At 72.9% G+C, this 19,843-nt stretch carries 21 protein-coding genes; 16 read left to right on the plus strand and 5 right to left on the minus strand.

The annotated features are described in order from the left end of the window. Positions 1-490: 490 nt before the first annotated feature. The 3 genes from ctaD (at position 491) to C8E97_RS07070 (ending at position 4,284) form a co-directional block, all read left to right on the plus strand. A complete protein-coding gene (gene ctaD / locus C8E97_RS07060; protein WP_121002775.1) occupies positions 491-2,278 on the plus strand; it encodes an aa3-type cytochrome oxidase subunit I in 1,788 nt (595 codons plus the stop codon). Positions 2,279-2,362: 84 nt separating this feature from the next. Then, the gene (gene serB / locus C8E97_RS07065; RefSeq protein ID WP_121002777.1) at positions 2,363-3,589 is read left to right on the plus strand and encodes a phosphoserine phosphatase SerB; all 1,227 of its coding nucleotides are present in this window, start codon (positions 2,363-2,365) and stop codon (positions 3,587-3,589) included. Positions 3,590-3,603: 14 nt separating this feature from the next. Continuing rightward, positions 3,604-4,284: a peptidyl-tRNA hydrolase gene (locus C8E97_RS07070; RefSeq protein ID WP_246019341.1), complete on the plus strand. Its 681-nt coding sequence runs from the start codon at positions 3,604-3,606 to the stop codon at positions 4,282-4,284. Between the two features lie 19 nt (positions 4,285-4,303). Here C8E97_RS07070 and C8E97_RS07075 read toward each other — a convergent pair whose 3' ends face one another. After that, complete coding sequence (locus C8E97_RS07075) at positions 4,304-6,331, minus strand: ATP-dependent DNA helicase (protein WP_121010952.1); 2,028 nt, start codon at positions 6,329-6,331, stop codon at positions 4,304-4,306. 484 nt (positions 6,332-6,815) lie between these two features. On the opposite strand from C8E97_RS07075, the gene C8E97_RS07080 reads away from it, so the two are divergent. Then, positions 6,816-7,472: a choice-of-anchor P family protein gene (locus C8E97_RS07080; protein WP_121002781.1), complete on the plus strand. Its 657-nt coding sequence runs from the start codon at positions 6,816-6,818 to the stop codon at positions 7,470-7,472. A gap of 168 nt (positions 7,473-7,640) precedes the next feature. Here C8E97_RS07080 and C8E97_RS07085 read toward each other — a convergent pair whose 3' ends face one another. After that, on the minus strand, positions 7,641-8,210 hold the full coding sequence (locus tag C8E97_RS07085; protein WP_121002783.1) for an isochorismatase family protein: 570 nt from the start codon (positions 8,208-8,210) through the stop codon (positions 7,641-7,643). A gap of 34 nt (positions 8,211-8,244) precedes the next feature. After that, a complete protein-coding gene (locus C8E97_RS07090; RefSeq protein ID WP_121002785.1) occupies positions 8,245-9,519 on the minus strand; it encodes a nicotinate phosphoribosyltransferase in 1,275 nt (424 codons plus the stop codon). 90 nt (positions 9,520-9,609) lie between these two features. On the opposite strand from C8E97_RS07090, the gene clpS reads away from it, so the two are divergent. The 7 genes from clpS to C8E97_RS07125 all read left to right on the plus strand — a co-directional run bounded on the left by clpS (position 9,610) and on the right by C8E97_RS07125 (position 13,399). Continuing rightward, on the plus strand, positions 9,610-9,909 hold the full coding sequence (gene clpS / locus C8E97_RS07095) for an ATP-dependent Clp protease adapter ClpS (RefSeq protein WP_121002787.1): 300 nt from the start codon (positions 9,610-9,612) through the stop codon (positions 9,907-9,909). Beyond that, positions 9,906-10,463: a DUF2017 domain-containing protein gene (locus C8E97_RS07100; RefSeq protein ID WP_121002789.1), complete on the plus strand. Its 558-nt coding sequence runs from the start codon at positions 9,906-9,908 to the stop codon at positions 10,461-10,463. The genes clpS and C8E97_RS07100 overlap by 4 nt, the downstream gene beginning before the upstream one ends. Beyond that, positions 10,463-11,026, plus strand: coding sequence for a P1 family peptidase (locus C8E97_RS07105; RefSeq protein ID WP_121010955.1), 564 nt, complete (start codon positions 10,463-10,465; stop codon positions 11,024-11,026). The genes C8E97_RS07100 and C8E97_RS07105 overlap by 1 nt, the downstream gene beginning before the upstream one ends. Before the next feature lie 69 nt (positions 11,027-11,095). Beyond that, positions 11,096-11,653: a DUF2231 domain-containing protein gene (locus tag C8E97_RS07110; protein ID WP_121002791.1), complete on the plus strand. Its 558-nt coding sequence runs from the start codon at positions 11,096-11,098 to the stop codon at positions 11,651-11,653. Positions 11,654-11,662: 9 nt separating this feature from the next. Next, a complete protein-coding gene (locus C8E97_RS07115; RefSeq protein WP_121002793.1) occupies positions 11,663-12,118 on the plus strand; it encodes a M67 family metallopeptidase in 456 nt (151 codons plus the stop codon). A 54-nt stretch (positions 12,119-12,172) separates the two neighbouring features. After that, on the plus strand, positions 12,173-12,445 hold the full coding sequence (locus C8E97_RS07120) for a MoaD/ThiS family protein (RefSeq protein WP_121002795.1): 273 nt from the start codon (positions 12,173-12,175) through the stop codon (positions 12,443-12,445). Between the two features lie 3 nt (positions 12,446-12,448). Further along, complete coding sequence (locus C8E97_RS07125; RefSeq protein ID WP_121002797.1) at positions 12,449-13,399, plus strand: PLP-dependent cysteine synthase family protein; 951 nt, start codon at positions 12,449-12,451, stop codon at positions 13,397-13,399. Positions 13,400-13,513: 114 nt separating this feature from the next. On the opposite strand, the gene C8E97_RS07130 is transcribed toward C8E97_RS07125, so the two are convergent. Then, positions 13,514-14,158 carry a polysaccharide deacetylase family protein gene (locus C8E97_RS07130; protein WP_121002799.1) on the minus strand — a complete coding sequence of 215 codons (645 nt, stop codon included), beginning with the start codon at positions 14,156-14,158 and terminating at the stop codon, positions 13,514-13,516. A gap of 590 nt (positions 14,159-14,748) precedes the next feature. Here C8E97_RS07130 and C8E97_RS07135 point away from each other — a divergent pair. Next, entirely contained in the window at positions 14,749-15,516 is a 768-nt protein-coding gene (locus C8E97_RS07135) for an MBL fold metallo-hydrolase (RefSeq protein WP_121002801.1), read from the plus strand. Positions 15,517-15,546: 30 nt separating this feature from the next. Here the strand turns inward: C8E97_RS07135 and C8E97_RS07140 are convergent, their stop codons facing one another. Then, positions 15,547-16,386, minus strand: coding sequence for an SMP-30/gluconolactonase/LRE family protein (locus tag C8E97_RS07140; protein ID WP_121002803.1), 840 nt, complete (start codon positions 16,384-16,386; stop codon positions 15,547-15,549). Positions 16,387-17,146: 760 nt separating this feature from the next. Between C8E97_RS07140 and C8E97_RS07145 the strand changes: the two genes are divergently transcribed. From C8E97_RS07145 to C8E97_RS07160, 4 genes are all read left to right on the plus strand, one after another. Next, a complete protein-coding gene (locus C8E97_RS07145) occupies positions 17,147-17,764 on the plus strand; it encodes a rhomboid family intramembrane serine protease (RefSeq protein ID WP_121002805.1) in 618 nt (205 codons plus the stop codon). Beyond that, positions 17,761-18,555, plus strand: a complete 795-nt coding sequence (gene murI / locus C8E97_RS07150) for a glutamate racemase (RefSeq protein WP_121002807.1) — start codon at positions 17,761-17,763, stop codon at positions 18,553-18,555. The genes C8E97_RS07145 and murI overlap by 4 nt, the downstream gene beginning before the upstream one ends. A 17-nt stretch (positions 18,556-18,572) precedes the next feature. Beyond that, positions 18,573-19,382, plus strand: coding sequence for an MBL fold metallo-hydrolase (locus C8E97_RS07155; protein ID WP_121002809.1), 810 nt, complete (start codon positions 18,573-18,575; stop codon positions 19,380-19,382). A 65-nt stretch (positions 19,383-19,447) separates the two neighbouring features. Beyond that, the gene (locus tag C8E97_RS07160; protein WP_246018717.1) at positions 19,448-19,843 is read left to right on the plus strand and encodes an OsmC family protein; all 396 of its coding nucleotides are present in this window, start codon (positions 19,448-19,450) and stop codon (positions 19,841-19,843) included.

Here is a 19,843-nt window from a genome sequence, read left to right on the forward strand (position 1 = left end):
CGGCGAGCGCCCTTCTTTAAGCTTTGACCCGCTAAAACCGATGAGCTTCCGTGCTGATCTCAGCCGAAAGAAAAAGAAGCGCTCGCCGCTGGGCAGACCTCCGGGGAGGAAAAGCTTTAAAGGCGTCGTGTTCTCCCCGCATGGCCTGTCAAAGACCACCACAGTCGGTCAGGGGGCGCAAGCGGTGAAGCGTGCTTGCGCCCCCTGACCGACTGTGGTCGCCCTGCGGGCAGGCCATACGGGGAGAACACGAGGCCAGAGGTCTGCGCGGCGCGAGCGGGAGGTGGAGGTAGCGCGCGGCGTGAGCGGAGGGTGTTCGTCCTGTCCGTTGTCCCGGTCGGGAGGTCGCCTCGGCACTGTGAGCTGCGCTACCTCTCTTGATCCAGGAACCGGCCCAGGCGCACCACCCCGATCGCGCCCGTCTACGATCCGGTGAGCCGACGTGGCCAGCCACCCGGCCAAGCCAGAACCAGACAGTGCAGGAGGCACCGTGACGGCCGTAGCCCCGCAGCCGATCGCTACGCGGCCCTTCGGGACTCGCAAGGCGGTCAAGGGTTCGTTCCTGCTGCGGATGTTCCGCACCACGGACCACAAGCAGATCGGCGTCCTCTACCTGGTCACGAGCTTCGCCTTCTTCATGGTGGGCGGCGCGATGGCCATGCTGATGAGGACCGAGCTGGCGCGTCCGGGCATGCAGTTCCTGAGCCAGGAGCAGTTCAACCAGCTCTTCACCATGCACGGCACGGTGATGTTGCTGCTGTACGCGACCCCGATCGTGTTCGGGTTCGCCAACTTCATCCTGCCGCTCCAGATCGGCTCCCCGGACGTGGCGTTCCCGCGCCTGAACGCCTTCTCCTACTGGCTGTACCTGTTCGGCGGCCTGATCGTGATGTCGGGCTTCCTCACGCCCGGCGGCGCGGCCGACTTCGGCTGGTTCGCCTACACGCCGCTGTCGAACGCCATCCACTCGCCCGGCGTCGGCGCCGACCTGTGGATCTCCGGCCTGGTGATCGGCGGTCTCGGCACCATCCTCGGCGCGGTCAACATGATCACGACCGTGGTCTGCCTCCGCGCGCCCGGCATGACGATGTTCCGCATGCCGATCTTCACCTGGAACATCCTGGTGACGAGCGTCCTGGTGCTGCTGGCGTTCCCGATCCTGACCGCGGCGCTGCTCGGCCTGCTCGCCGACCGCCACCTGGGCGCGCACGTGTTCGACCCCGCCAACGGCGGCGTGATCCTGTGGCAGCACCTGTTCTGGTTCTTCGGGCACCCCGAGGTCTACATCGTGGCGCTGCCGTTCTTCGGCATCGTCAGCGAGATCTTCCCCGTCTTCAGCCGCAAGCCGATCTTCGGTTACAACGGCCTGGTGTACGCGACGCTGGGCATCGCGGCGCTGAGCGTCGCCGTGTGGGCCCACCACATGTACGCGACGGGCGCGGTGCTGTTGCCGTTCTTCGCGTTCATGACGTTCCTGATCGCCGTGCCGACCGGTATCAAGTTCTTCAACTGGATCGGCACGATGTGGAAGGGGCAGTTGACGTTCGAGACGCCCATGCTGTTCAGCATCGGCTTCATCGTGACGTTCCTCTTCGGCGGTCTGTCCGGCGTGCTGCTCGCGGCCCCGGCCATCGACTTCCACGTGTCCGACACGTACTTCGTGGTCGCGCACTTCCACTACGTGCTGTACGGCACGATCGTGTTCGCCACGTTCGCGGGCATCTACTTCTGGTTCCCGAAGATCACCGGCCGGCTGCTGGACGAGCCGCTGGGCAAGCTCCACTTCTGGACGACGTTCCTGGGCTTCCACGCGACGTTCCTGGTGCAGCACTGGCTGGGCAACGAGGGCATGCCGCGCCGGTACGCCGACTACCTGCCGAGCGACGGGTTCACCACGCTGAACACGATCTCCACGATCGGCGCGTACATCCTGGGCGCGTCCACGCTGCCGTTCATCTGGAACGTCTTCAAGTCCTACCGCTACGGCGAGACCGTGCACGTGGACGACCCGTGGGGCTTCGGCAACTCGCTGGAGTGGGCGACGAGCTGCCCGCCGCCGCGGCACAACTTCACCGAGCTGCCCCGCATCCGGTCCGCGCGGCCGGCGTTCGAGCTGCACTACCCGCACATGATCGAGCGGATGCAGGAAGAGGCGCACGTCACGTTCACCGGCAAGGCGATCCCGCACGACAAGGGCAAGCCGGCGCCGTCCGAGGTCGCCGCGCACGCCGTGCAGTCGGGCACCGCCTCCGAGGGCACCGAGCACGACCACAAGTAACCTTCGACCGCGGTTCGACGACGAGCCCCGACGGCCTCTGCGCAGGCGGTCGGGGCTCGTTGCGGTCCGGCAGAGGAGCCACCAGTGAGCAAGCCCAGCGCCACACCCGTCCTGATCACCGTCACCGGCCCGGACAAGCCGGGCGTGTCCTCGGTCCTGTTCGCGGTGTTGACCAGGCACGGCGTGGACGTGCTCGACGTCGAGCAGGTCGTCATCCGCGGACGCCTGGTGCTCGGCGTGCTGGTCGCCGCGCGGCACGACCCGGAGGGCTTGCAGGAGTCCGTGGAGCAGGCGATGGCCACGGTGTCCATGCACGTCGAGGTGGAGATCGGGGCCGACTCGAAGCGCACCGCGCGGCTGGAGTCCAGCCACGTGATCATCCTGCTGGGACGCCCGGTGACGGCGCGGGCGTTCACGGAGGTCGCCCGGCTGCTGGCGTCGCTGGGCGTGAACATCGACGCGATCCGCGGCGTCGCGGACTACCCGGTCACGGGCCTGGAGCTGCGGGTGTCGGTGGCCCAGGACACCGCGGACGCGGACGCGGCGCTGCGCGAGGCGCTGGCCGGGGTGTCGGTCCGGGTCGACCTGGACATCGCGGTGGAGCGGGCCGGGCTGACGCGGCGCGCCAAGCGGCTGGTGGTGTTCGACGTCGACTCGACCCTCATCCAGGGAGAGGTGATCGAGATGCTGGCCGCGCACGTGGGCGTGGAGCCGCAGGTCCGCGAGATCACCGAGGCGGCCATGCGCGGCGAGCTGGACTTCGCGGAGTCGCTGCGCCGCCGGGTGGCCCTGCTGGAGGGCTTGGACGAGGCCGTGCTGGACGAGGTCGCGGCGTCGCTGGAGCTGACGGCGGGCGCGCGGACCACGGTGCGGACGCTGAAGCGGCTCGGGTTCCGCTGCGGCGTGGTGTCCGGCGGGTTCACGCGGGTCGTCAAGTCGCTGGTGGACGACCTGGGCCTGGACTTCTGCGCGGCGAACGAGCTGGAGGTCGTGGCCGGGAAGCTCACCGGGCGGGTCGTCGGCGACATCGTGGACCGGCCGGGCAAGGCGGTGGCGCTGCGCCGGTTCGCCGAGCAGGAGGGCGTGCCGCTGGCGCAGACCGTGGCGGTGGGCGACGGTGCGAACGACATCGACATGCTGGGCGCGGCGGGGCTCGGCATCGCGTTCAACGCCAAGCCCGCGCTGCGTGAGGTGGCGGACACGGCCCTGTCGCACCCGTTCCTGGACGCGGTGCTGTTCGTGCTCGGGGTGACGCGGGCCGAGGTGGAGGCCGCCGACGCGGCCGACGGGCTGGAACTGGTGCGGCCGTGAACCCGATCCTGCGGATGCTGGTCGACCGGCACTACGCGACCGACGAGGAGGACCCGGCGTCGGTGCGGGCCATGCCCGTGGTGCTGCGGATCGAGCGCGCCGACCCGCCGTGCCGGACCGACGTGCTGGAGGCCGCCGCCGCGGCGGCCGTGGCGGTGTGCCTGGACCCGCGGTCCGAGCCGGGCGGCGAGTGGCACGACGACGTGGTGGCGTGGGTGCGCGGTCGCATCCGGAAGGTGTCGCGCCGGGCCCGCGGCGCGCACTGGGCGGCCGTGCAGGAGCTGCCGGGCGTGACGCTGGCCGTGGGCCGTGCCGAGGTGCGGGCGTTCGTGCCGGGCCGGGTGGCCGACCTGCCCAAGGAGCTGTCCCGGTTGCAGATCTCGGGCAGCGAGCTGCCCGCCGACGAGCCGGGGCCGGTCCCCGAAGGCGCGCGGGTGCTGTGGCTGAACCCGCGCGTGGAGATGACCGCGGGGAAGGCGGCGGCGCAGGTGGGCCACGCGTCGATGCTGCTCGCGCCCACGCTCACCGACGAGGAACTGGAGGAGTGGGCCGCGCTGGACTACCGGTGCGCGGTGCGGACGCCGACGCCGGCCGAGTGGGACGCGATGGTCGCCCGTCCGGACGCGGTCGTGGTTCGGGACGCGGGATACACCGAGGTCGAGCCCGGCACGGCGACCGTGCTGCACGTGCCGTGAAGGGCGTCGGCTGTCTGTATCAGTTGTTGGCCGCGTCCAGGCGCTTCAGGGCGGCGCGGACCACCTCGGGGTCGTAGGTCGTCCAGAACGGTGGCAGTGAGGCGCGCAGGAAGCCGCCGTAGCGGGCCGTCGCCAGGCGCGGGTCCAGGACGGCCACCACGCCCTTGTCCTGCATCGAGCGGAGCAGGCGGCCCGCCCCCTGCGCGAGCAGCAGGGCCGCGTGCGTGGCGGCGACGGTGAGGAAGCCGTTGCCGCCCCTCGACTCCACCGCCTTCTGGCGGGCCGACGCCAGCGGGTCGTCCGGCCGGGGGAACGGGATCCGGTCCATGACCACCAGTTGCAGCGCCGGACCCGGCACGTCCACGCCCTGCCACAGCGACAGCGTGCCGAACAGGCACGTGCGGGGGTCCTCGGCGAACCGCTTCACCAGCTGGCCGGTCGCGTCGTCGCCCTGGCACAGCACCGGGTACTCCAGCCTGCCCCGCAACGCCTCCGTCGCCGCCTTGGCCGCGCGCATCGACGAGAACAGGCCGAGCGTCCGCCCGCCCGCCGCGTTGACCAGGCCCTCCAGCTCGTCCACGTAGGCCGGTGGCAGGCCGTCGCGGCCCGGCGGCGGCAGGTGCCGCGCCACGTACAGGATGCCGCTCGCGCCGTGCTCGAACGGCGAGCCCACGTCCAGCCCGGACCAGCGGGGCGCGCCGGCGTCCGACGGCGGTTCCTTGTCGGTGGCCGTGCCCTCGGCCTTGCGGGCGTTCGACGCCGCCGGCAGCCCCCACTGGCGGGCCAGCGTGTCGAACGTGCCGCCGAGCGTCAGCGTCGCCGACGTGAGGATCGTGGTGCGCTTGCCGAACAGCCGCTCGCGCAGCAGGCCGCCCACGCCCAGCGGCGCGACCCGCAGCGACGCCGCGCGGTTGCGGTCGCCGAAGTCACCGGACACCCACACCACGTCGTGGTCGTCCTCGAACGCGCCCAGGATGCGGGCCGCGCAGTCGTGCACCTCGTCCAGCAGCGAGCGGGCCAGCTTGCGGGCCGTGGCGCCCTCCACGTCCTCCTTGCGCTCCGGGCCGAGCGACGTGATGCAGGCGTGCGCCGCTTCCTTGGTGGCCCGCAGCGCGCCCTGGAGGGCGGGCGGCAGGGCGTCGAGGCGGCCGACGGGCGCGTCCTCCAGGATCATGGCCAGCCCGTCGGCCGCCTCGGCGATGCGGTCGGCCACGCTCTGGTCGATCAGCCGCCCGCAGCGCCGGGCGGCCGTGGCGACCAGCGACGCGCTCAGCTCCTCGGTCGCCACCGAGGTCACGCGGTCCACGAGGTCGTGCGCCTCGTCGATCACCACCACGTCGTGCTCGGGCAGGACCTGGTAGCCCTCCAGCGCGTCGATCGCGAGCATCGCGTGGTTGGTGACCACGACGTCCGCCCGGCCCGCCTCGGCGCGGGCGCGCTCGGCGAAGCAGTCGACGCCGATCGGGCACTTCGCCACGCCCAGGCACTCGCGGGCGGTCACCGAGACCTGCCGCCACGCCTGGTCGCTGACGCCGGGCACCAGCTCGTCGCGGTCGCCGGTCCCGGTGTCGGAGGACCACTCGTGCAGGCGCTTCACCTCGCGGCCCAGGCGCGACACCGTGAACGGGTCGAACAGGCCCGCTTCCTCCGGCTCGTCCGGCGCGCCCGTGTGCACGCGGTGCATGCACAGGTAGTTGCGGCGGCCCTTGAGGATCGCGAACCGGGGCTCGCGGCCCAGCTCCTCGCGCAGCGCCTTGGCGAGGCGGGGCAGGTCGCGGTCCACGAGCTGGCGCTGGAGGGCGATGGTCGCCGTCGAGATGACCACCGTCGACTCCTCGACCACCGCGTGCCGGATCGCGGGCACCAGGTACGCCAAGGACTTGCCGGTGCCGGTGCCCGCCTGCACGGCCAGGTGCTCACCGGTGCGGATGGCGCGTTCCACCGCCTCGGCCATGTCGACCTGGCCCTCGCGCTCGGCTCCGCCCACCGCCTCCACGGCGACGGCGAGCAGGGACCTGGTGGAGGGGATCGCGGTGGTGGACGGCACGGCGAAGACGGTACCCGGCGACACCGCCGAAACCGGGCCGGACCCCGGCGGCCGGGTCCCGGCGGTCGGGGTCGCTGCCCGGCACCCCGGCCCGGTCCGGCAACCCCCGGCCGGGGCAGCCCGGTCCGGAGCGGGGCCGGCCGAGGCAGCGCGGGCCGGGGCGGGGCCGGCCGAGGCAGCACTCGGGGCAACCACGGCCCCCGCGGGGCAACCCCGGTCCCCGGGGCGACCCCCGGTCCGGCACTCCCGGTCCAGGGCGGGGCCGGCCCGAGGCAACCCGGCTCGGGGCGGGGCCGGCTCGGGCGGGTCCGGTTCCGCCTGCGGTCCGGCTCGCGCGTGACGGTCCGGTCGTCCAGCGCCGTGCTCGGCCACTCGTTCGAGTGGTCGAAGTCGCCTCAAGCGGTGACCTGCCACCGTCGGTGCTCAGTCCCCGCCCCGCGCCGAACGATATTCCCGGTGAAGCGCAATACCGGGAGGGCGGCACATGAACCACATCTTCGCGCGCCGGGTCGGGGCCGTGTCCGCGGCGCTGGCGCTCGGACTGGCCGGCACGCCCGCCCACGCGGCGAACCCGGCGGGCGTCGCGTCCACCGGGTGGGCCGACTTCACGAAGTCCGGCCGCCGGGTCGCCGTGCCACCGCAGGCGCGGTGCGCGGTCGAAGGGCCGACGACCGCCACGTCCGGGGTGGTGTCGGAGCCGGGCATCCGGTTCGGCGCGGGCAAGTCGTCCTGCACGACGACCGTGCTCAACTCGCAGGACATGACGACCGAGACGAAGTCCGTCGCGGAGGGCACCGACTTCGAGTTCTCCGCGCTCGTGTCGGCGGGCGGCCCGCGGCTCAGGGCGAACCGGTGGCGGGTCACCTGCACCGGCAGGCCGGACGGCACGTCGGCGGACTGGACGCTGGACGGCCCGAGCGGCTTCGCCGGCCTGCCGGCCGAGATCCCGCCGAACCACGTGCACGAGGTCAAGGGCACGGCGGGCAAGGTGCTGGCCACGGTGACGTTCAACGAGGTCGTGCTGCCCCAGCCGAACGACGGCAGCCTCGCGATGAACCTCATGCACTTCCGGTTCACCGGGGATTCCGGCGTCAGCGGCGACGTGGTGGTCGGCGAGACGGCCTGCTCTCCCACGCCGTGACCGGCGCGCGGGCCCGCTCTGCCGGGCCGTGACCGGCGCGCAGGCCGCCCGCCGCACGTCGTGAACACCCGCGTGGCACGACTCGGCCGGCGTCGGGACCGGCCGGCGTCGGGACCGGCTCGCGTCGGACCGGCCCGCGCCGTCCGGCGCGACCCCGGCCGCACCGGGTCAGCCCACGCGGGGCGTGCCCTCCAGCGCGACCCCGGCGCCGCGCAGCCGGTCCAGCGCCGCGTCCACGGTCGCCCGCCCCACCCCCGCCGTCAGCCCGAGCAGCACGGTGGTCCGGAAACCCGCCGTCGCGGCGTCCAGCGCCGTCGCACGCACGCAGTGGTCCGTCGCGATCCCGACCACGTCGACCCGGTCCACGCCGCGCGCCCGCAACCAGTCCGCCAACCGCTCCCCGTCACCGGAAGCGCCCTCGAAGCCCGAGTACGCCGCCGCGTACGCGCCCTTCGAGAACACGGCCTCCACCGCCGCCACGTCCAGCTCCGGGTGGAACGACGCGCCCGCCGTCCCGGCCACGCAGTGCACCGGCCACGAGTCCACGTAGTCCGGCGCGTCGCTGAAGTGCGCGCCCGGATCGACGTGGTAGTCCCGCGTCGCCACCACGTGGTCGTAGCCGCCTGCCGCCACGTGCGACGAGATCGCCGCCGCGACCGCCGCCCCGCCCGCGACCGCGAGCGAGCCGCCCTCGCAGAAGTCGTTCTGCACGTCCACCACGATCAACGCCCTGGTCATGCTGCCTCTCCCTCGACCGGAGGTACGCGTCCCGCTAGAGGAACGTCGTCGGAATGGCGGGTTCACCGCGCGACAGCTTCAAACCCTCCCATGGCACGGTCACCAGCGCGGCCCGCAGCCGCTCCCGGCTGTCCGCCAGGCCGTCCAGGCCCTCGACCCGCTCCCCGCCGCGCATCAGCGGCACCGGCAGCAACCGGTCGTGCGGGCCGATCTCCGGCGTCTCGTCGCAGGGGAACACGACCTCCTCCAACGCGGTGCCGGTGTCCTTGTGCCGGCGCAGCGCGTTCTTGTGCCCGCCGCGCGACTCCTTGTGGGAGCTGCGCTTGGCCACCGGCCGGCCGTCGACCTCCACCAGCTTGTAGACCATGCCGGCGGTCGGCGCGCCCGACCCGGTCACCACGGAGGTGCCGACGCCGTAGGCGTCCACGGGTTCCGCGCGCAGCGCCGCGATCGAGTACTCGTCCAGGTCGCCGGACACGACGATCCGGGTGTTCCGCGCGCCCAGCGAGTCGAGCTGGTCGCGCGCCTGGCGGGCCAGCACGCCCAGGTCGCCCGAGTCGATGCGGACCGCGCCCAGGCCGGGCCCGGCGACGTCCACGGCGGTCTTGATGCCCGCGGTGATGTCGTAGGTGTCGACCAGCAGCGTGGTGTCCGCGCCCAGCGCCGCGACCTGGCTGCGGAACGCCTCCTCCTCGGTGTCGTGCAGCAGCGTGAACGCGTGCGCGCAGGTGCCCGCCGTCGGGATGCCGTAGCGCCGCGCGGCCTCCAGGTTCGACGTCGCCGTGAAACCGGCCAGGTAGGCGGCGCGGGCCGACGCCACCGCCGCGTCCTCCTGCGTCCGCCGCGACCCCATCTCGATCATGCGCCGGCCGTTCGCCGCGCCCACCATGCGGGCGGCGGCGGAGGCGATGGCGCTGTCGTGGTTGAGGATCGACAGGGCCAGCGTCTCCAGCACCACGCCCACGCCGAACGGGGCGCGCACGGACAGGATCGGCGAGCCGGGGAAGTACAGCTCGCCCTCCGGGTAGCCGTCGACGTCGCCGCTGAACCGGTAGTCCGCGAGCCACGCCAGCGTCGCGTCGTCCACCACGCGGGTCCGCTGGAGCAGGTCCAGCTCCGCGGGCCCGAACCGGAACGCCTCGATCGCGTCCAGCAGGCGCTCGGTGCCCGCGACCACCCCGTACCGCCTGCCCTCGGGCAGCCTGCGGGCGAAGACCTCGAACACGCACGGCCGGTCGGCGGTGCCGTCGCGCAACGCCGCGGCCAGCATCGTCAACTCGTAGTGGTCGGTGAACAACGACGTCGACATGAGGCCAGAGCCTAAGCGCGCCCGGCCCGCTGGCGCGGCACGTGGCCCTATGGGCTCCGCCACCAACCGGAACATGACACCATTGGCGGTATGACCACGCCCGTCGAGCATGAGCGGACGCAGGTTGACCCGGCGCCCGCGGAGGTCCACACCGAGGACCGCCCGTGGCAGACGCTGGTCTGGAACGATCCGGTGAACCTGATGTCCTACGTGACGTACGTGTTCCAGAAGCTGTTCGGCTACAGCCGTGACCACGCCACGAAGTTGATGTTGGACGTCCACCACAAGGGCAGGGCGATCGTGTCTTCCGGGTCGAAGGACAAGGTGGAGGCCGACGTGGCCAAGCTGCACGCGGCCGGGCTCTGGGCGACCATGCAGCGTTCGTCGTGAAGAAGTGGACGCGCAGCGGCGACACGGTCCTCGGCCGGTTCGACCGCCAGGAGGCGGCGGTCGTGCGCGGCCTGGTCGGCCAGGTCCAGGACATGCTGCTGGCCCGCGCGGAGGAGGCGCCGCGCGACGAGCTGGCCGAGCTGACCGGCATCCGGACGGGCCCGTCCGCGCCGCCCGACGACCCGATCCTGGGCCGCCTGCTGCCCGACTTCCACCGGCTCGACCCCGACACGCCGGACCCCGGCGAGGTCGACTCGGCGAACGCCCTGCGCTCGCTGCACGAGCCCGAGCTGCTGGACCGCAAGACCGGGGTGGCGGCGGTGGTGCTGGAGACGTGCCCGCCCGACGGCGGTGACGTGCGGCTGCGGCTGGAGCAGGCCGAGGCGTGGCTGTCCGCGCTGAACGACGTGCGGCTCGCGCTGGGCACGGCGCTGGACGTGCAGGAGGACATGCCGGACGAGCTGCCGCCCGACGACCCGCGCTCGCCGCACCTGGGCGTGTACCACTGGCTGACCTGGGTGCAGGAGACGCTGGTGGAAGCGGTCATGGCGTGATGCTGGCCGGCCGCGCGCCCGGCGTGGCGGTCGTGCTGGCGCCCTCGGGCGCGGTGGCGGGCGTGGACGTGCGCGGCGCGCCGTTCGGCACCCGCGAACTCGACCTGCTCGACCCGTCGGCGCTCGTGCGGCACGTGCACGCGGTCGTGCTGGCGGACGGCTTGGCCTCGGCGAACGGCGTCGTGCGCTGGCTGTCCGAGCGGAACCACGGCTTCCCGGTCGGCCCGCGCCCGCACGAGGTGGTGCCGATCGTGCCCGCGGCGGCGGTCGGGGACGACCCGGTCGACCGGGGCTACGCGGCCTGCGAGGACGCCGGTGCCGAGGTGCCGGGGGCGATCGTCGTGGTCGGGCGGGTGGCGGCGGCGCTGGTGGTCGTGGACGCCGACCTGACCAAGGCCGAGTGCCGCCGGGTGGCGATGACGGCGCACGACGGCCTGGCGCGGGCGGGGGTGCGGGTGCCCGCGACGGTGTTCGCGCTGGCCACGGGCAACCCCACGGGCGCGGTGCTGGACGACCTGTGCGTGACGGCGACCGAGGCGGTGCAACGCGCCGCCACCGCTTGAGCGCCCCGACCCGAGGGCCGGTGGCGGGCGCGGGCGTTTGCGCTCGCCCACACGCGGTAACCAGGACCCATGAGCAGGTTGACGCGGATTCTGCGGCGCATCGAGGAGAGCAGGGGACTGGACCGGGCGGCCGGGGCGCTCGCCGAGGCCATCCCGTCGTCGATCCGCGGTTCGCGCCTGCTGCGCGGCGAACCGCTCGGGCACCCGGCGCACCCCGTCGCCGTCATGCTCCCGATCGGCCTGTACTCGGCGTCCGCGCTGCTCGACCTCGCCCCCGGCGAGGGCCGGGCCGCCAAGGCCCTCATCGGGGTCGGCCTGGCGACCGCGCCGGTCGCCATCGCGTCCGGGCTGGCCGAGTACGCCACGCTGGACGAGCGGCAGCGGCGGACGGCGTTCGTGCACCTCGCCGCCAACGCCGCGGCGAACGTCCTCTACCTGACGTCGTTCCGGCTGCGCGCCCACGGGTTCGGCGTGGTCGCCCGCGCGGTGTCCACCCTCGGCCTCGCGGCGCTCGGCGCGGGTGGCCTGCTGGGCGGTCACCTCGCGTACTCGCAGGCAGCGGGGGTCGAGCGGGAGCCCGTCCAGCACCTGTTCCCACACACCGGGACGGCTTCCGCCACCACGTAGGATGAACCCGTGCTGGTGATTCGCCGTGACCTCGTCGACGCGATGGTGGCGCACGCCCGTCGCGACCACCCCGACGAGGCGTGCGGGGTCATCGCGGGCCCCGAGGGCAGCGACCGCCCCGAGCGGTTCATCCCGATGGACAACGCCGAGCGCTCGCCGACGTTCTACCGGTTCGACGCGGCCGAGCAGTTGCGGGTCTGGCGCGAGATGGACCGCAACGACGAGGCGCCCGTCGTCATCTACCACTCGCACACCGCCACCGAGGCGTACCCCTCGCGCACGGACGTCTCCTACGCCGGGGAACCCGACGCCCACTACGTCCTGGTGTCCACCAGGGACCCGGAGGAGCACGAGGTGCGCTCCTACCGGATCGTGGACGGCGTCGTGACCGAAGAACCGGTCGAGGTCGTCGAGTCGTACATGTTCGCGCACAACGGCGCGGACGACACGCCCGACTGTCGCTGACAGCGCCGCCGTCCGTCCCTCTCCCGATATCCGGCTGCTCTCGGAGGTTCCAGCATGGCCGTCACCGTCTCCATCCCCACGATCCTGCGCACCCACACGGGCGGGCAGAAGTCGGTCGAGGCCGCGGGCAGCACGCTCGCCCAGGTCATCGACGACCTGGAGGCCAACCACGGTGGCTTGAAGGCGCGCCTGGTCAAGGAGGGCTCGCTGCACCGGTTCGTCAACGTCTACGTCAACGACGAGGACGTCCGCTTCGCGGGCGGGCTCGACGCGGCGGTCAAGGACGGCGACACCGTGACGATCCTCCCGGCCGTCGCGGGCGGCTGAGCCGTGGCCCGGTACGAGTCGCTGCTCGACGCGGTCGGCGGCACGCCCCTGGTGGGGCTGCCCCGGCTGTCGCCGTCGACGGACGTGCGGCTGTGGGCCAAGCTGGAGGACCGCAACCCGACCGGCTCGATCAAGGACCGCCCGGTCCTGACGATGGTCGAGGAGGCGGAGCGGACCGGCCGCCTGCGACCGGGCTGCACGATCCTGGAGCCGACGTCGGGCAACACCGGCATCGCCCTCGCGATGGTGGCCAAGCTCAAGGGCTACGGCCTGGTCTGCGTGATGCCGGAGAACACCTCGGCGGAGCGGAAGCAGCTGCTCCAGGCGTACGGCGCGCGGATCGTGTTCTCGCCCGCCGCAGGCGGCTCGAACCAGGCCGTGGCGCGGGCCAAGGAGCTGGCCGAGCAGAACCCGGACTGGGTGATGCTCTACCAGTACGGCAACCCGGCGAACGCCGGCGCGCACTACCACGGCACCGGCCCGGAGATCCTCAAGGACCTGCCGACGATCACGCACTTCGTCGCCGGCCTCGGCACCACGGGCACGCTGGTCGGCGTCGGCCGCTACCTGCGCGAGCAGAAGCCGGACGTCCAGGTCATCGCCGCCGAACCCCGGTACGGCGAGCTGGTGTACGGCCTGCGCAACCTCGACGAGGGCTTCGTGCCGGAGCTGTACGACGCGGACGTGCTGACCGGCCGGTACTCGGTCGGCTCGTACGACGCGCTGCGCCGCACCCGGCAGCTGCTGGAGTCGGAGGGCATCTTCGCGGGCATCTCCACGGGCGCGATCCTGCACGCCGCGCTGGCGGTGGCCGAGAAGGCGGCGGGGCGCGGCGAGCGGGCGGACGTGGCGTTCGTCGTCGCCGACGCGGGTTGGAAGTACCTGTCCACCGGGGCGTACTCGGGGACGCTGGACGAGGCCGCCGAACGGCTCGACGGGCACCTCTGGGCGTGACGGACGGCGTGGTGGGGAGCCCGCGGGCTCCCCACCACGCCGTCCGCGTCTCGGCGGTCCCGCTCCACCGCGTCGCCCGGTGGGAAGCCGCTGCCGGGTCGCGCTGTCGCCGCGTCAGGGCGCAACGGCCTTGCCGTCGACGATCCGGCCGGGGCACAGCCCCTTGGCGCGCAGGCCCCGCACGATCAGCGGCACGGCGTCCACGGTCGTCTGGTAGCCGTCGTGCATCAGGACGACCCCGCCCGCCTTCGCGGTGAGCGCCGAGCGCACGATCGCGTCGGTGGGCGGGCCGCTCCAGTCGCGCGTGTCCACCGACCACAGGACGTGGTCCATCCCCTGCCGCCCGGCCTCCGCCGCCACGGCGGCGTTCGTGTCGCCGTAGGGCGGGCGGAACAGCTTCGGCGTGCGGCCGGTGGCCCGGCGGATCGCGTCCTGCGTGCGTGCCATCTCCGAGGTCAGCTCCTCGGGCGTCAGGGTGGTCAGGCGGGGGTGCGACCACGAGTGGTTGCCGAGCCACATCCGCGCTCGCGCGGTGGCCCGCACGAGGTCGGGGTGCCGCTCCACCTGCGACCCGATGTCGAAGAACGTGGCCCTCGCGCGCACCGCCCGCAACGCGTCCAGCAGCTGGCGGGTGTACCCGGTGGTCGGGCCGTCGTCGTAGGTCAACGCCACGTAACCGGAGCACCCCGGCGCGGCGTTCGCCGGCACGACCGGTGCGACGAACAACACGGCCAATGCCAGGAGAGTTCGCAGCAGCATGTTCGCTCCCTGAATGAGGTGAAACCCCCACTATCGGATCGCGGACCCGGCCGCACAACGGTTCCCCGGCGGACGCCGGTCTCAAATGGCCGGGCGAATAGATCCGGTCGCCCATTCGGGCCTGCCTGCCGGGACGGCCTATTCCCGCAATTCGCCGGAACCATTGGACGACCCGGCGGCGACGCGTTCCCGCCGGTGGTGGGCGGCCCCGTGGCGCACGCGTCGGCCCGACACCCGGCGGCGGTGTCGCGACGGCCCGGCCGACGCGGTGCAAGTGCGTGGGTGCGTTGCGTGCCGGTCGGTTGAGCGGTTCGCCGTGCGTCGGTCCGGCCGGGGGACGCGTCGCGCGCCGGTCGGTCGCGGCGCGGGCAGTCGCCGGCTTCGGTGATCCGCAGCCATGACGCGGGCCGGTCGGGCAAGGACGCCGCGGCGGGAGATGCGGACCTATCGAGTTCCGCGCGGAGGGCTTCCACCCGATCCGGCGGCGGGTCCGTTGAGGCATTCGAGTGAACTTCGCCCATTGATGTCATCAAGTTTTACGACGGCGTTTTCCGCAATTTTGCCGACCGGCCGGCTGCTATCGTGCCGCCATGCAATTGACGGTGCTCGGGTGTTCGGGCAGCGCGCCCGGTCCTGATCTGCCCACTTCGGGATACCTCGTCGAAGTGGGCGGCACCCGGATCGCGCTCGAACTGGGTGGCGGCGTGTTCGGCGCGCTCCAGCGGTACTGCGACCCGTTCGACCTCGACGCCGTGCTGCTGTCGCACCTGCACCTGGACCACTGCGCCGACTTCAGCGCGCTGACGACCTACCTGCGGGCCCACCCGTCGCCGCCGCCGTCGCGCGGCAGGTTGCCGGTGTTCGCGCCGTCCCACGCGCCGTCCCGGCTCGCCGCCGCGCACGCCGCGTCGGAGGAGGAGTTGGAGACGCTGTGCCTGGCCGACACCTTCGACTTCGTGCCGCTGCGCAAGGGCCGGTTCGCGGTCGGCCCGGTGACCGTCGACGTCGCCCCGATGCGGCACATCTGCGAGGCGTACGCGTTCCGCATCTCGTGCGACGGCGCGACCCTGGTCTTCACCGGTGACACCGTGCCGTGTCCGGAACTGGTCGAGCTGGCCCGCGGCGCGGACCTGTTACTCGCCGACGCGGCGTGGCGGGAACAGGCCGGGAGGGCCGACTACCTGCACATGAGCGGGCGGGAGAGCAGCGCGGTGGCGACCGAGGCCGGCGTCGGGCGCCTGGTGCTCACCCACGTGCTGCCGTGGTCGGACCGGGACGGCGTGCTCGCGGACGCGACCGAGGCGTTCGCCGGCCCGGTGGAACTGGCCGCGCCGGGCGCGGTCTACGCCGTGGGCTGACCTCCGCCCGAGGACGGTGACCGGCCCCCGCTACCCCGCGAACGCGGTGGACGGCTGACCCTCGCCCGCGCCGGGGACGACCAGCACCGACCCGGCCAACTCGCTGAGCGCGTCACCGGACAACCCCACCCGCGCCGTCGTCACGTAGAGGTCGGTGAAGTCCGGCCCGCCGAACGCGCACGCCGTGGGCTGCCCGACCGGTAGTTCGATCTCGGTGTCGAGCCGGCCGTCCGGCGTGTAGCGGCGGACCGCCGCGCCACCCCACAGCGCGACCCAGACGGCGCCGGAGGCGTCCACGCACAGCCCGTCCGGCAACCCCCGCTCGACCTCGGCGACGGTCCGCCGGTTCGTGGCGTCCCCGGAGTCGCGGTCGTAGTCGAGCACGTCGATCCGGCGAGAGGCGCGGTCGACGTGGTACAGGCTGCCGCCGTCCGGGCTCCACCCGACACCGGCGCCCGCGCCGTCCACCACGACCTTGGCGTCCCCGGTCGGCTCGACGCGGGCCAGCCAGCCGCCGGGTTCGTCGTCGTAGCGGGCCGTGCACGCCCACAGCCGGCCGGCCGGGTCGACGCAGGCGTCGCCGCCCCGGAAACCGTCGCGGGCCCAGTACACGAGCCAGGTCTTCGTGCCGTCGCGATCGAGGAGCGCGATGCCGTCGCGGAGGTTCACCACCAGCCCGCCGCGCGTGCGGGGCTTGGCGGCGCCGACGTGCTGCGGGACGGCGAGCGAGGCGTCCTCGTCGCGGCTCGGGGCGTACCGGTGCACCTCGCTGCTCAAGACGTCGACCCAGATCAGCGTCCCGCTGCCGTGGTCCCAGGTGGGCGCTCCGCCCAGCACTGCCTCGCTGCGGACGGCGACTTCGATCGACACCGCCTCAGCGTAGGCGCAGACCACGGTAGGGCTGCGCAGGCGTACCCCCTACCGGTGCGCCCCTGGGAGTTATCCCAGCACGCGGGTACGACATTTCCGGGTGCGGTTGCTGAGAGCGTGAATCAGGTGACCGGATCGGGTGATCCGCAGGTAGGGGAATCGCAGGTGACGAGCCTTGTTGCGCGCCATACAGCCCATACAGCCATAGGCCACGGAAGTGGCCTGCCGCGCATACAAGGGGTTCGTCGCGCGATGCGAGGGGCCTATCACCTGATGCGAGCGGCGTGTCGGTGATGCGAGCGGCCTGTCGGTGATACGAGGCGCGTGGCGTGCCGACCGAGGTGATTTCCGTACCCTGTACGCGTACCCAATAAGCGTACCTCATGCGCGTACCTCATACGCCTACCTCAGCGCGTACTGTAAGAGTATGATGTACGCGTACAGACGCGGGTGCGGGGTGTGCGTACGGGGTACGCAGTATCGCGTGCTCCGCGCTCCGTACCCCGTACGCATATCCGGTGGCCGGTGGGCGTACAGCGTACGCGTACCGCGTGCGGCCTGTGCTCCGTGCCCTGTACGCGTATCGCGTGGCCTGTGGCTGGATGGCTCCGTCCCCTGCGGCCCCCTGCTCGGTGATCCCTCGCTCGATGATCCCGTTCGGTGATCCGTGTCTGTGATTCGTGCCTGATGATCCGCGCTTGGTGGCCCGCCCCTGGTGATCGGCGCCCTGCGATCCCACCGACGGACGTAGCCTGAAGACGTGGAACCCACGGTTGTGTCACCGGCGCGCAGGTCGCCGGCCAAGCGGGTCATCCCGCCGAACCCGGTGCTGTCGGCGGCCGTCGTGCTGGGTTTCGTCGGCCTGCTCTTCGTGGTCGAGGGCATCGACACCGCGCTCGGCGGCCGGCTCGACGCCTCCGGCGTCCGCCCCCGCGACTTCACCGAGTGGGACAACCTGCTCTGGGCGCCCGTCCTGCACCTCGGCTGGGACCACGTCACCGGGAACGCCGTGCCGCTGCTCGTCCTCGGCTTCCTCGCCTCCTCCGGCGGGGTGAAGCAGTTCCTCCAGGTCACCGCCGTCATCTGGCTGACCAACGGCCTCGGCGTCTGGGTCTTCGGCTCGCCCGGCAGCCACATCGGGGCGTCCGGCCTGGTCTTCGGGTTCCTCGTCTTCCTCCTGCTGCGCGGCCTGTTCGCCCGCTCCGCCGCCCAGGTCCTCGTCGCCGTCGTGGTGTTCGCCCTCTACGGCGCGCTGCTGTTGGGCGTGCTGCCCGGCCAGCCGGGCATCTCCTGGGAGAGCCACCTGTTCGGCGCGCTGGGCGGTGCGCTCGCCGCCTGGGGCGTCGCGCGGGACGACCGACGGACCGTCGCCGCGTGACCGCCGCGAACGCCCCGATCGGCGTCTTCGACTCGGGCGTGGGCGGCCTGACCGTCGCCCGCGCGATCATGGACCAGTTGCCGGAGGAGAGCATCCGCTACGTCGGCGACACGGCGAACGCGCCGTACGGCCCGCTGCCCATCGCGCGGGTCCGCGAGCAGTCCCTCGCGCTGTTCGACCGGCTCGTCGAGGACGGCGTGAAGATGCTCGTGATCGCCTGCAACACGGCGTCCTCGGCCTGCCTGCGCGACGCCCGCGAGCGCTACGACGTGCCGGTGGTCGACGTGATGCTGCCCGCCGTCCGCCGCGCCGTCGCGACCACCCGCACCGGGCGCGTCGGCGTGATCGGCACGCAGGGGACCATCGCCTCCGGCGCGTACCAGGACCTGTTCGCCGCCGCGCGCGACGTCGAGGTCACCGCCGTGGCGTGCCCGAGGTTCGTGGACTTCGTGGAGCGCGGCACCACCTCCGGCCGCCAGGTGCTCGGCCTCGCCCAGGCGTACCTGGAACCGTTGCAGCGCGCGGAGGTGGACACGCTCGTCCTCGGCTGCACGCACTACCCGCTGCTGACGGGCGTGCTCCAGATCGTGATGGGCGACGGCGTGACGTTGGTCTCCAGCGCGGAGGAAACCGTGAAGGACGTCGTCCGGGTGCTCACCGAGCGCGACGAGCTGCGCACCGGAGACCCGGACCTGCGGTTCTCGTCCACGGGACCGGTGGAGCCGTTCGCGAGGCTGGCCCGTCGATTCCTGCCCCGGTTGGAAACCGCGGCTTTCCACTCCCACACATGATTTGGCACTCTCCAACGGTGCTGTTGACCATCCTCGGCTGCTCGGGCAGCCTGCCGGGGCCGAACGGCCCCGCATCCGGCTACCTCGTCGAGGCGGACGGCTACCGGATCGCGCTCGAACTGGGTAACGGCGTGCTGGCCTCCCTGCATGCGCACTGCGACCCGTTCTCGCTGGACGCGCTGCTCTTCTCGCACCTGCACCCGGACCACTGCGCCGACTTCACGACGTTCACCGTGATGCGCCGCTACCACACCGATCCGCCGCACGACACGACGCGGTTCCGGCTACCCGTGCACGGCCCGGCGGAAGCGCCGCGGCGGTTCGCCCGCGCGTACGCCGAGAACGACGAAGAACTGACCACGGCCGACCTGTCGGACGTGTACGAGTTCCACGCCTTCACCGCCGAGCCGTTCCGCATCGGCCCGTTCGAGATCACCACCGCACGCGTCGACCACCCCGGCGAGGCGTACGGGTTCCGCATCGCGACGGAGGGCGCGAGCCTCGCCTACACCGGGGACAGCGGGCCGTGCGCGGCCCTGCGCTCCCTGGCCTGCGGCGTGGACGTGCTGCTGTCGGAGGCGACCTGGACGCACGCCGACGACCGCCCGCCCGGCACGCACCTGTCCGGCGTGCAGGCGGGTGAGCTGGCCGCGGCGGCGGGCGTCGGGAAGCTCCTGTTGACCCACGTGGCGCCGTGGACGGACGCGGAGGCGGTGCTCGCCGAAGCGCGCAGCCGGTTCGACGGGCCGGTCGAACTGGTGCGGCGGGGCCAGGGGCACACGGTCGGCGCGCGGGCGGTCCGGGTGATCGGCGGGCACGGCACCTGACGGGTGCGGTGGTGTGGGCGAAGTCGCCGGGGTCACCGGCGGTGGCGTCGACTAACGTCGATCCCGTGTCGAACGTCGAGGTGCGTCAGGTCGGTAAGCACGAATTCGTCGCCACCAACGACCGGGGCGCGTCCGTGCGCGTCGGCCGCAAGGGCGCGGAAGGGGCGTTCACGCCGGTCGAGCTGCTGCTCGCGGCGGCGGCCGGCTGCGCGGCGGTGACGGCGGAGACGCTGATCACCCGCCGGGTCGGCGACGGCCTGGTGGCCCGCGCGGACGACGTGCGGCCGGAGGGCGCGCACCAGCTCGACGCCGTGCCGGTGGCGCTGGAGTACGACGTGTCGTCGCTGTCGCCGGAGGACCGGGCCGCGCTGGACGCCGCCGTGCGGCGGGCGATCGAGCAGCTGTGCACGGTCACGCGGACGTTGAAGAAGGCGCCGCCCACGCCGTTGACGCTGCCGTGA

This window comes from Saccharothrix australiensis (assembly GCF_003634935.1).
GTDB lineage: Bacteria > Actinomycetota > Actinomycetes > Mycobacteriales > Pseudonocardiaceae > Actinosynnema > Actinosynnema australiense.

Excerpts from the sequence above, each read along its gene's own strand:
- C8E97_RS07070 (WP_246019341.1), top strand. The coding sequence starts at position 3,604 with ATGCTGGTCGACCGGCACTACGCGACCGACGAGGAGGACCCGGCGTCG.
- C8E97_RS07080 (WP_121002781.1), top strand. The coding sequence starts at position 6,816 with ATGAACCACATCTTCGCGCGCCGGGTCGGGGCCGTGTCCGCGGCGCTG.
- C8E97_RS07085 (WP_121002783.1), bottom strand. The coding sequence starts at position 8,210 with ATGACCAGGGCGTTGATCGTGGTGGACGTGCAGAACGACTTCTGCGAG.
- C8E97_RS07090 (WP_121002785.1), bottom strand. The coding sequence starts at position 9,519 with ATGTCGACGTCGTTGTTCACCGACCACTACGAGTTGACGATGCTGGCC.
- clpS (WP_121002787.1), top strand. The coding sequence starts at position 9,610 with ATGACCACGCCCGTCGAGCATGAGCGGACGCAGGTTGACCCGGCGCCC.
- C8E97_RS07105 (WP_121010955.1), top strand. The coding sequence starts at position 10,463 with ATGCTGGCCGGCCGCGCGCCCGGCGTGGCGGTCGTGCTGGCGCCCTCG.
- C8E97_RS07110 (WP_121002791.1), top strand. The coding sequence starts at position 11,096 with ATGAGCAGGTTGACGCGGATTCTGCGGCGCATCGAGGAGAGCAGGGGA.
- C8E97_RS07120 (WP_121002795.1), top strand. The coding sequence starts at position 12,173 with ATGGCCGTCACCGTCTCCATCCCCACGATCCTGCGCACCCACACGGGC.
- C8E97_RS07130 (WP_121002799.1), bottom strand. The coding sequence starts at position 14,158 with ATGCTGCTGCGAACTCTCCTGGCATTGGCCGTGTTGTTCGTCGCACCG.
- C8E97_RS07135 (WP_121002801.1), top strand. The coding sequence starts at position 14,749 with ATGCAATTGACGGTGCTCGGGTGTTCGGGCAGCGCGCCCGGTCCTGAT.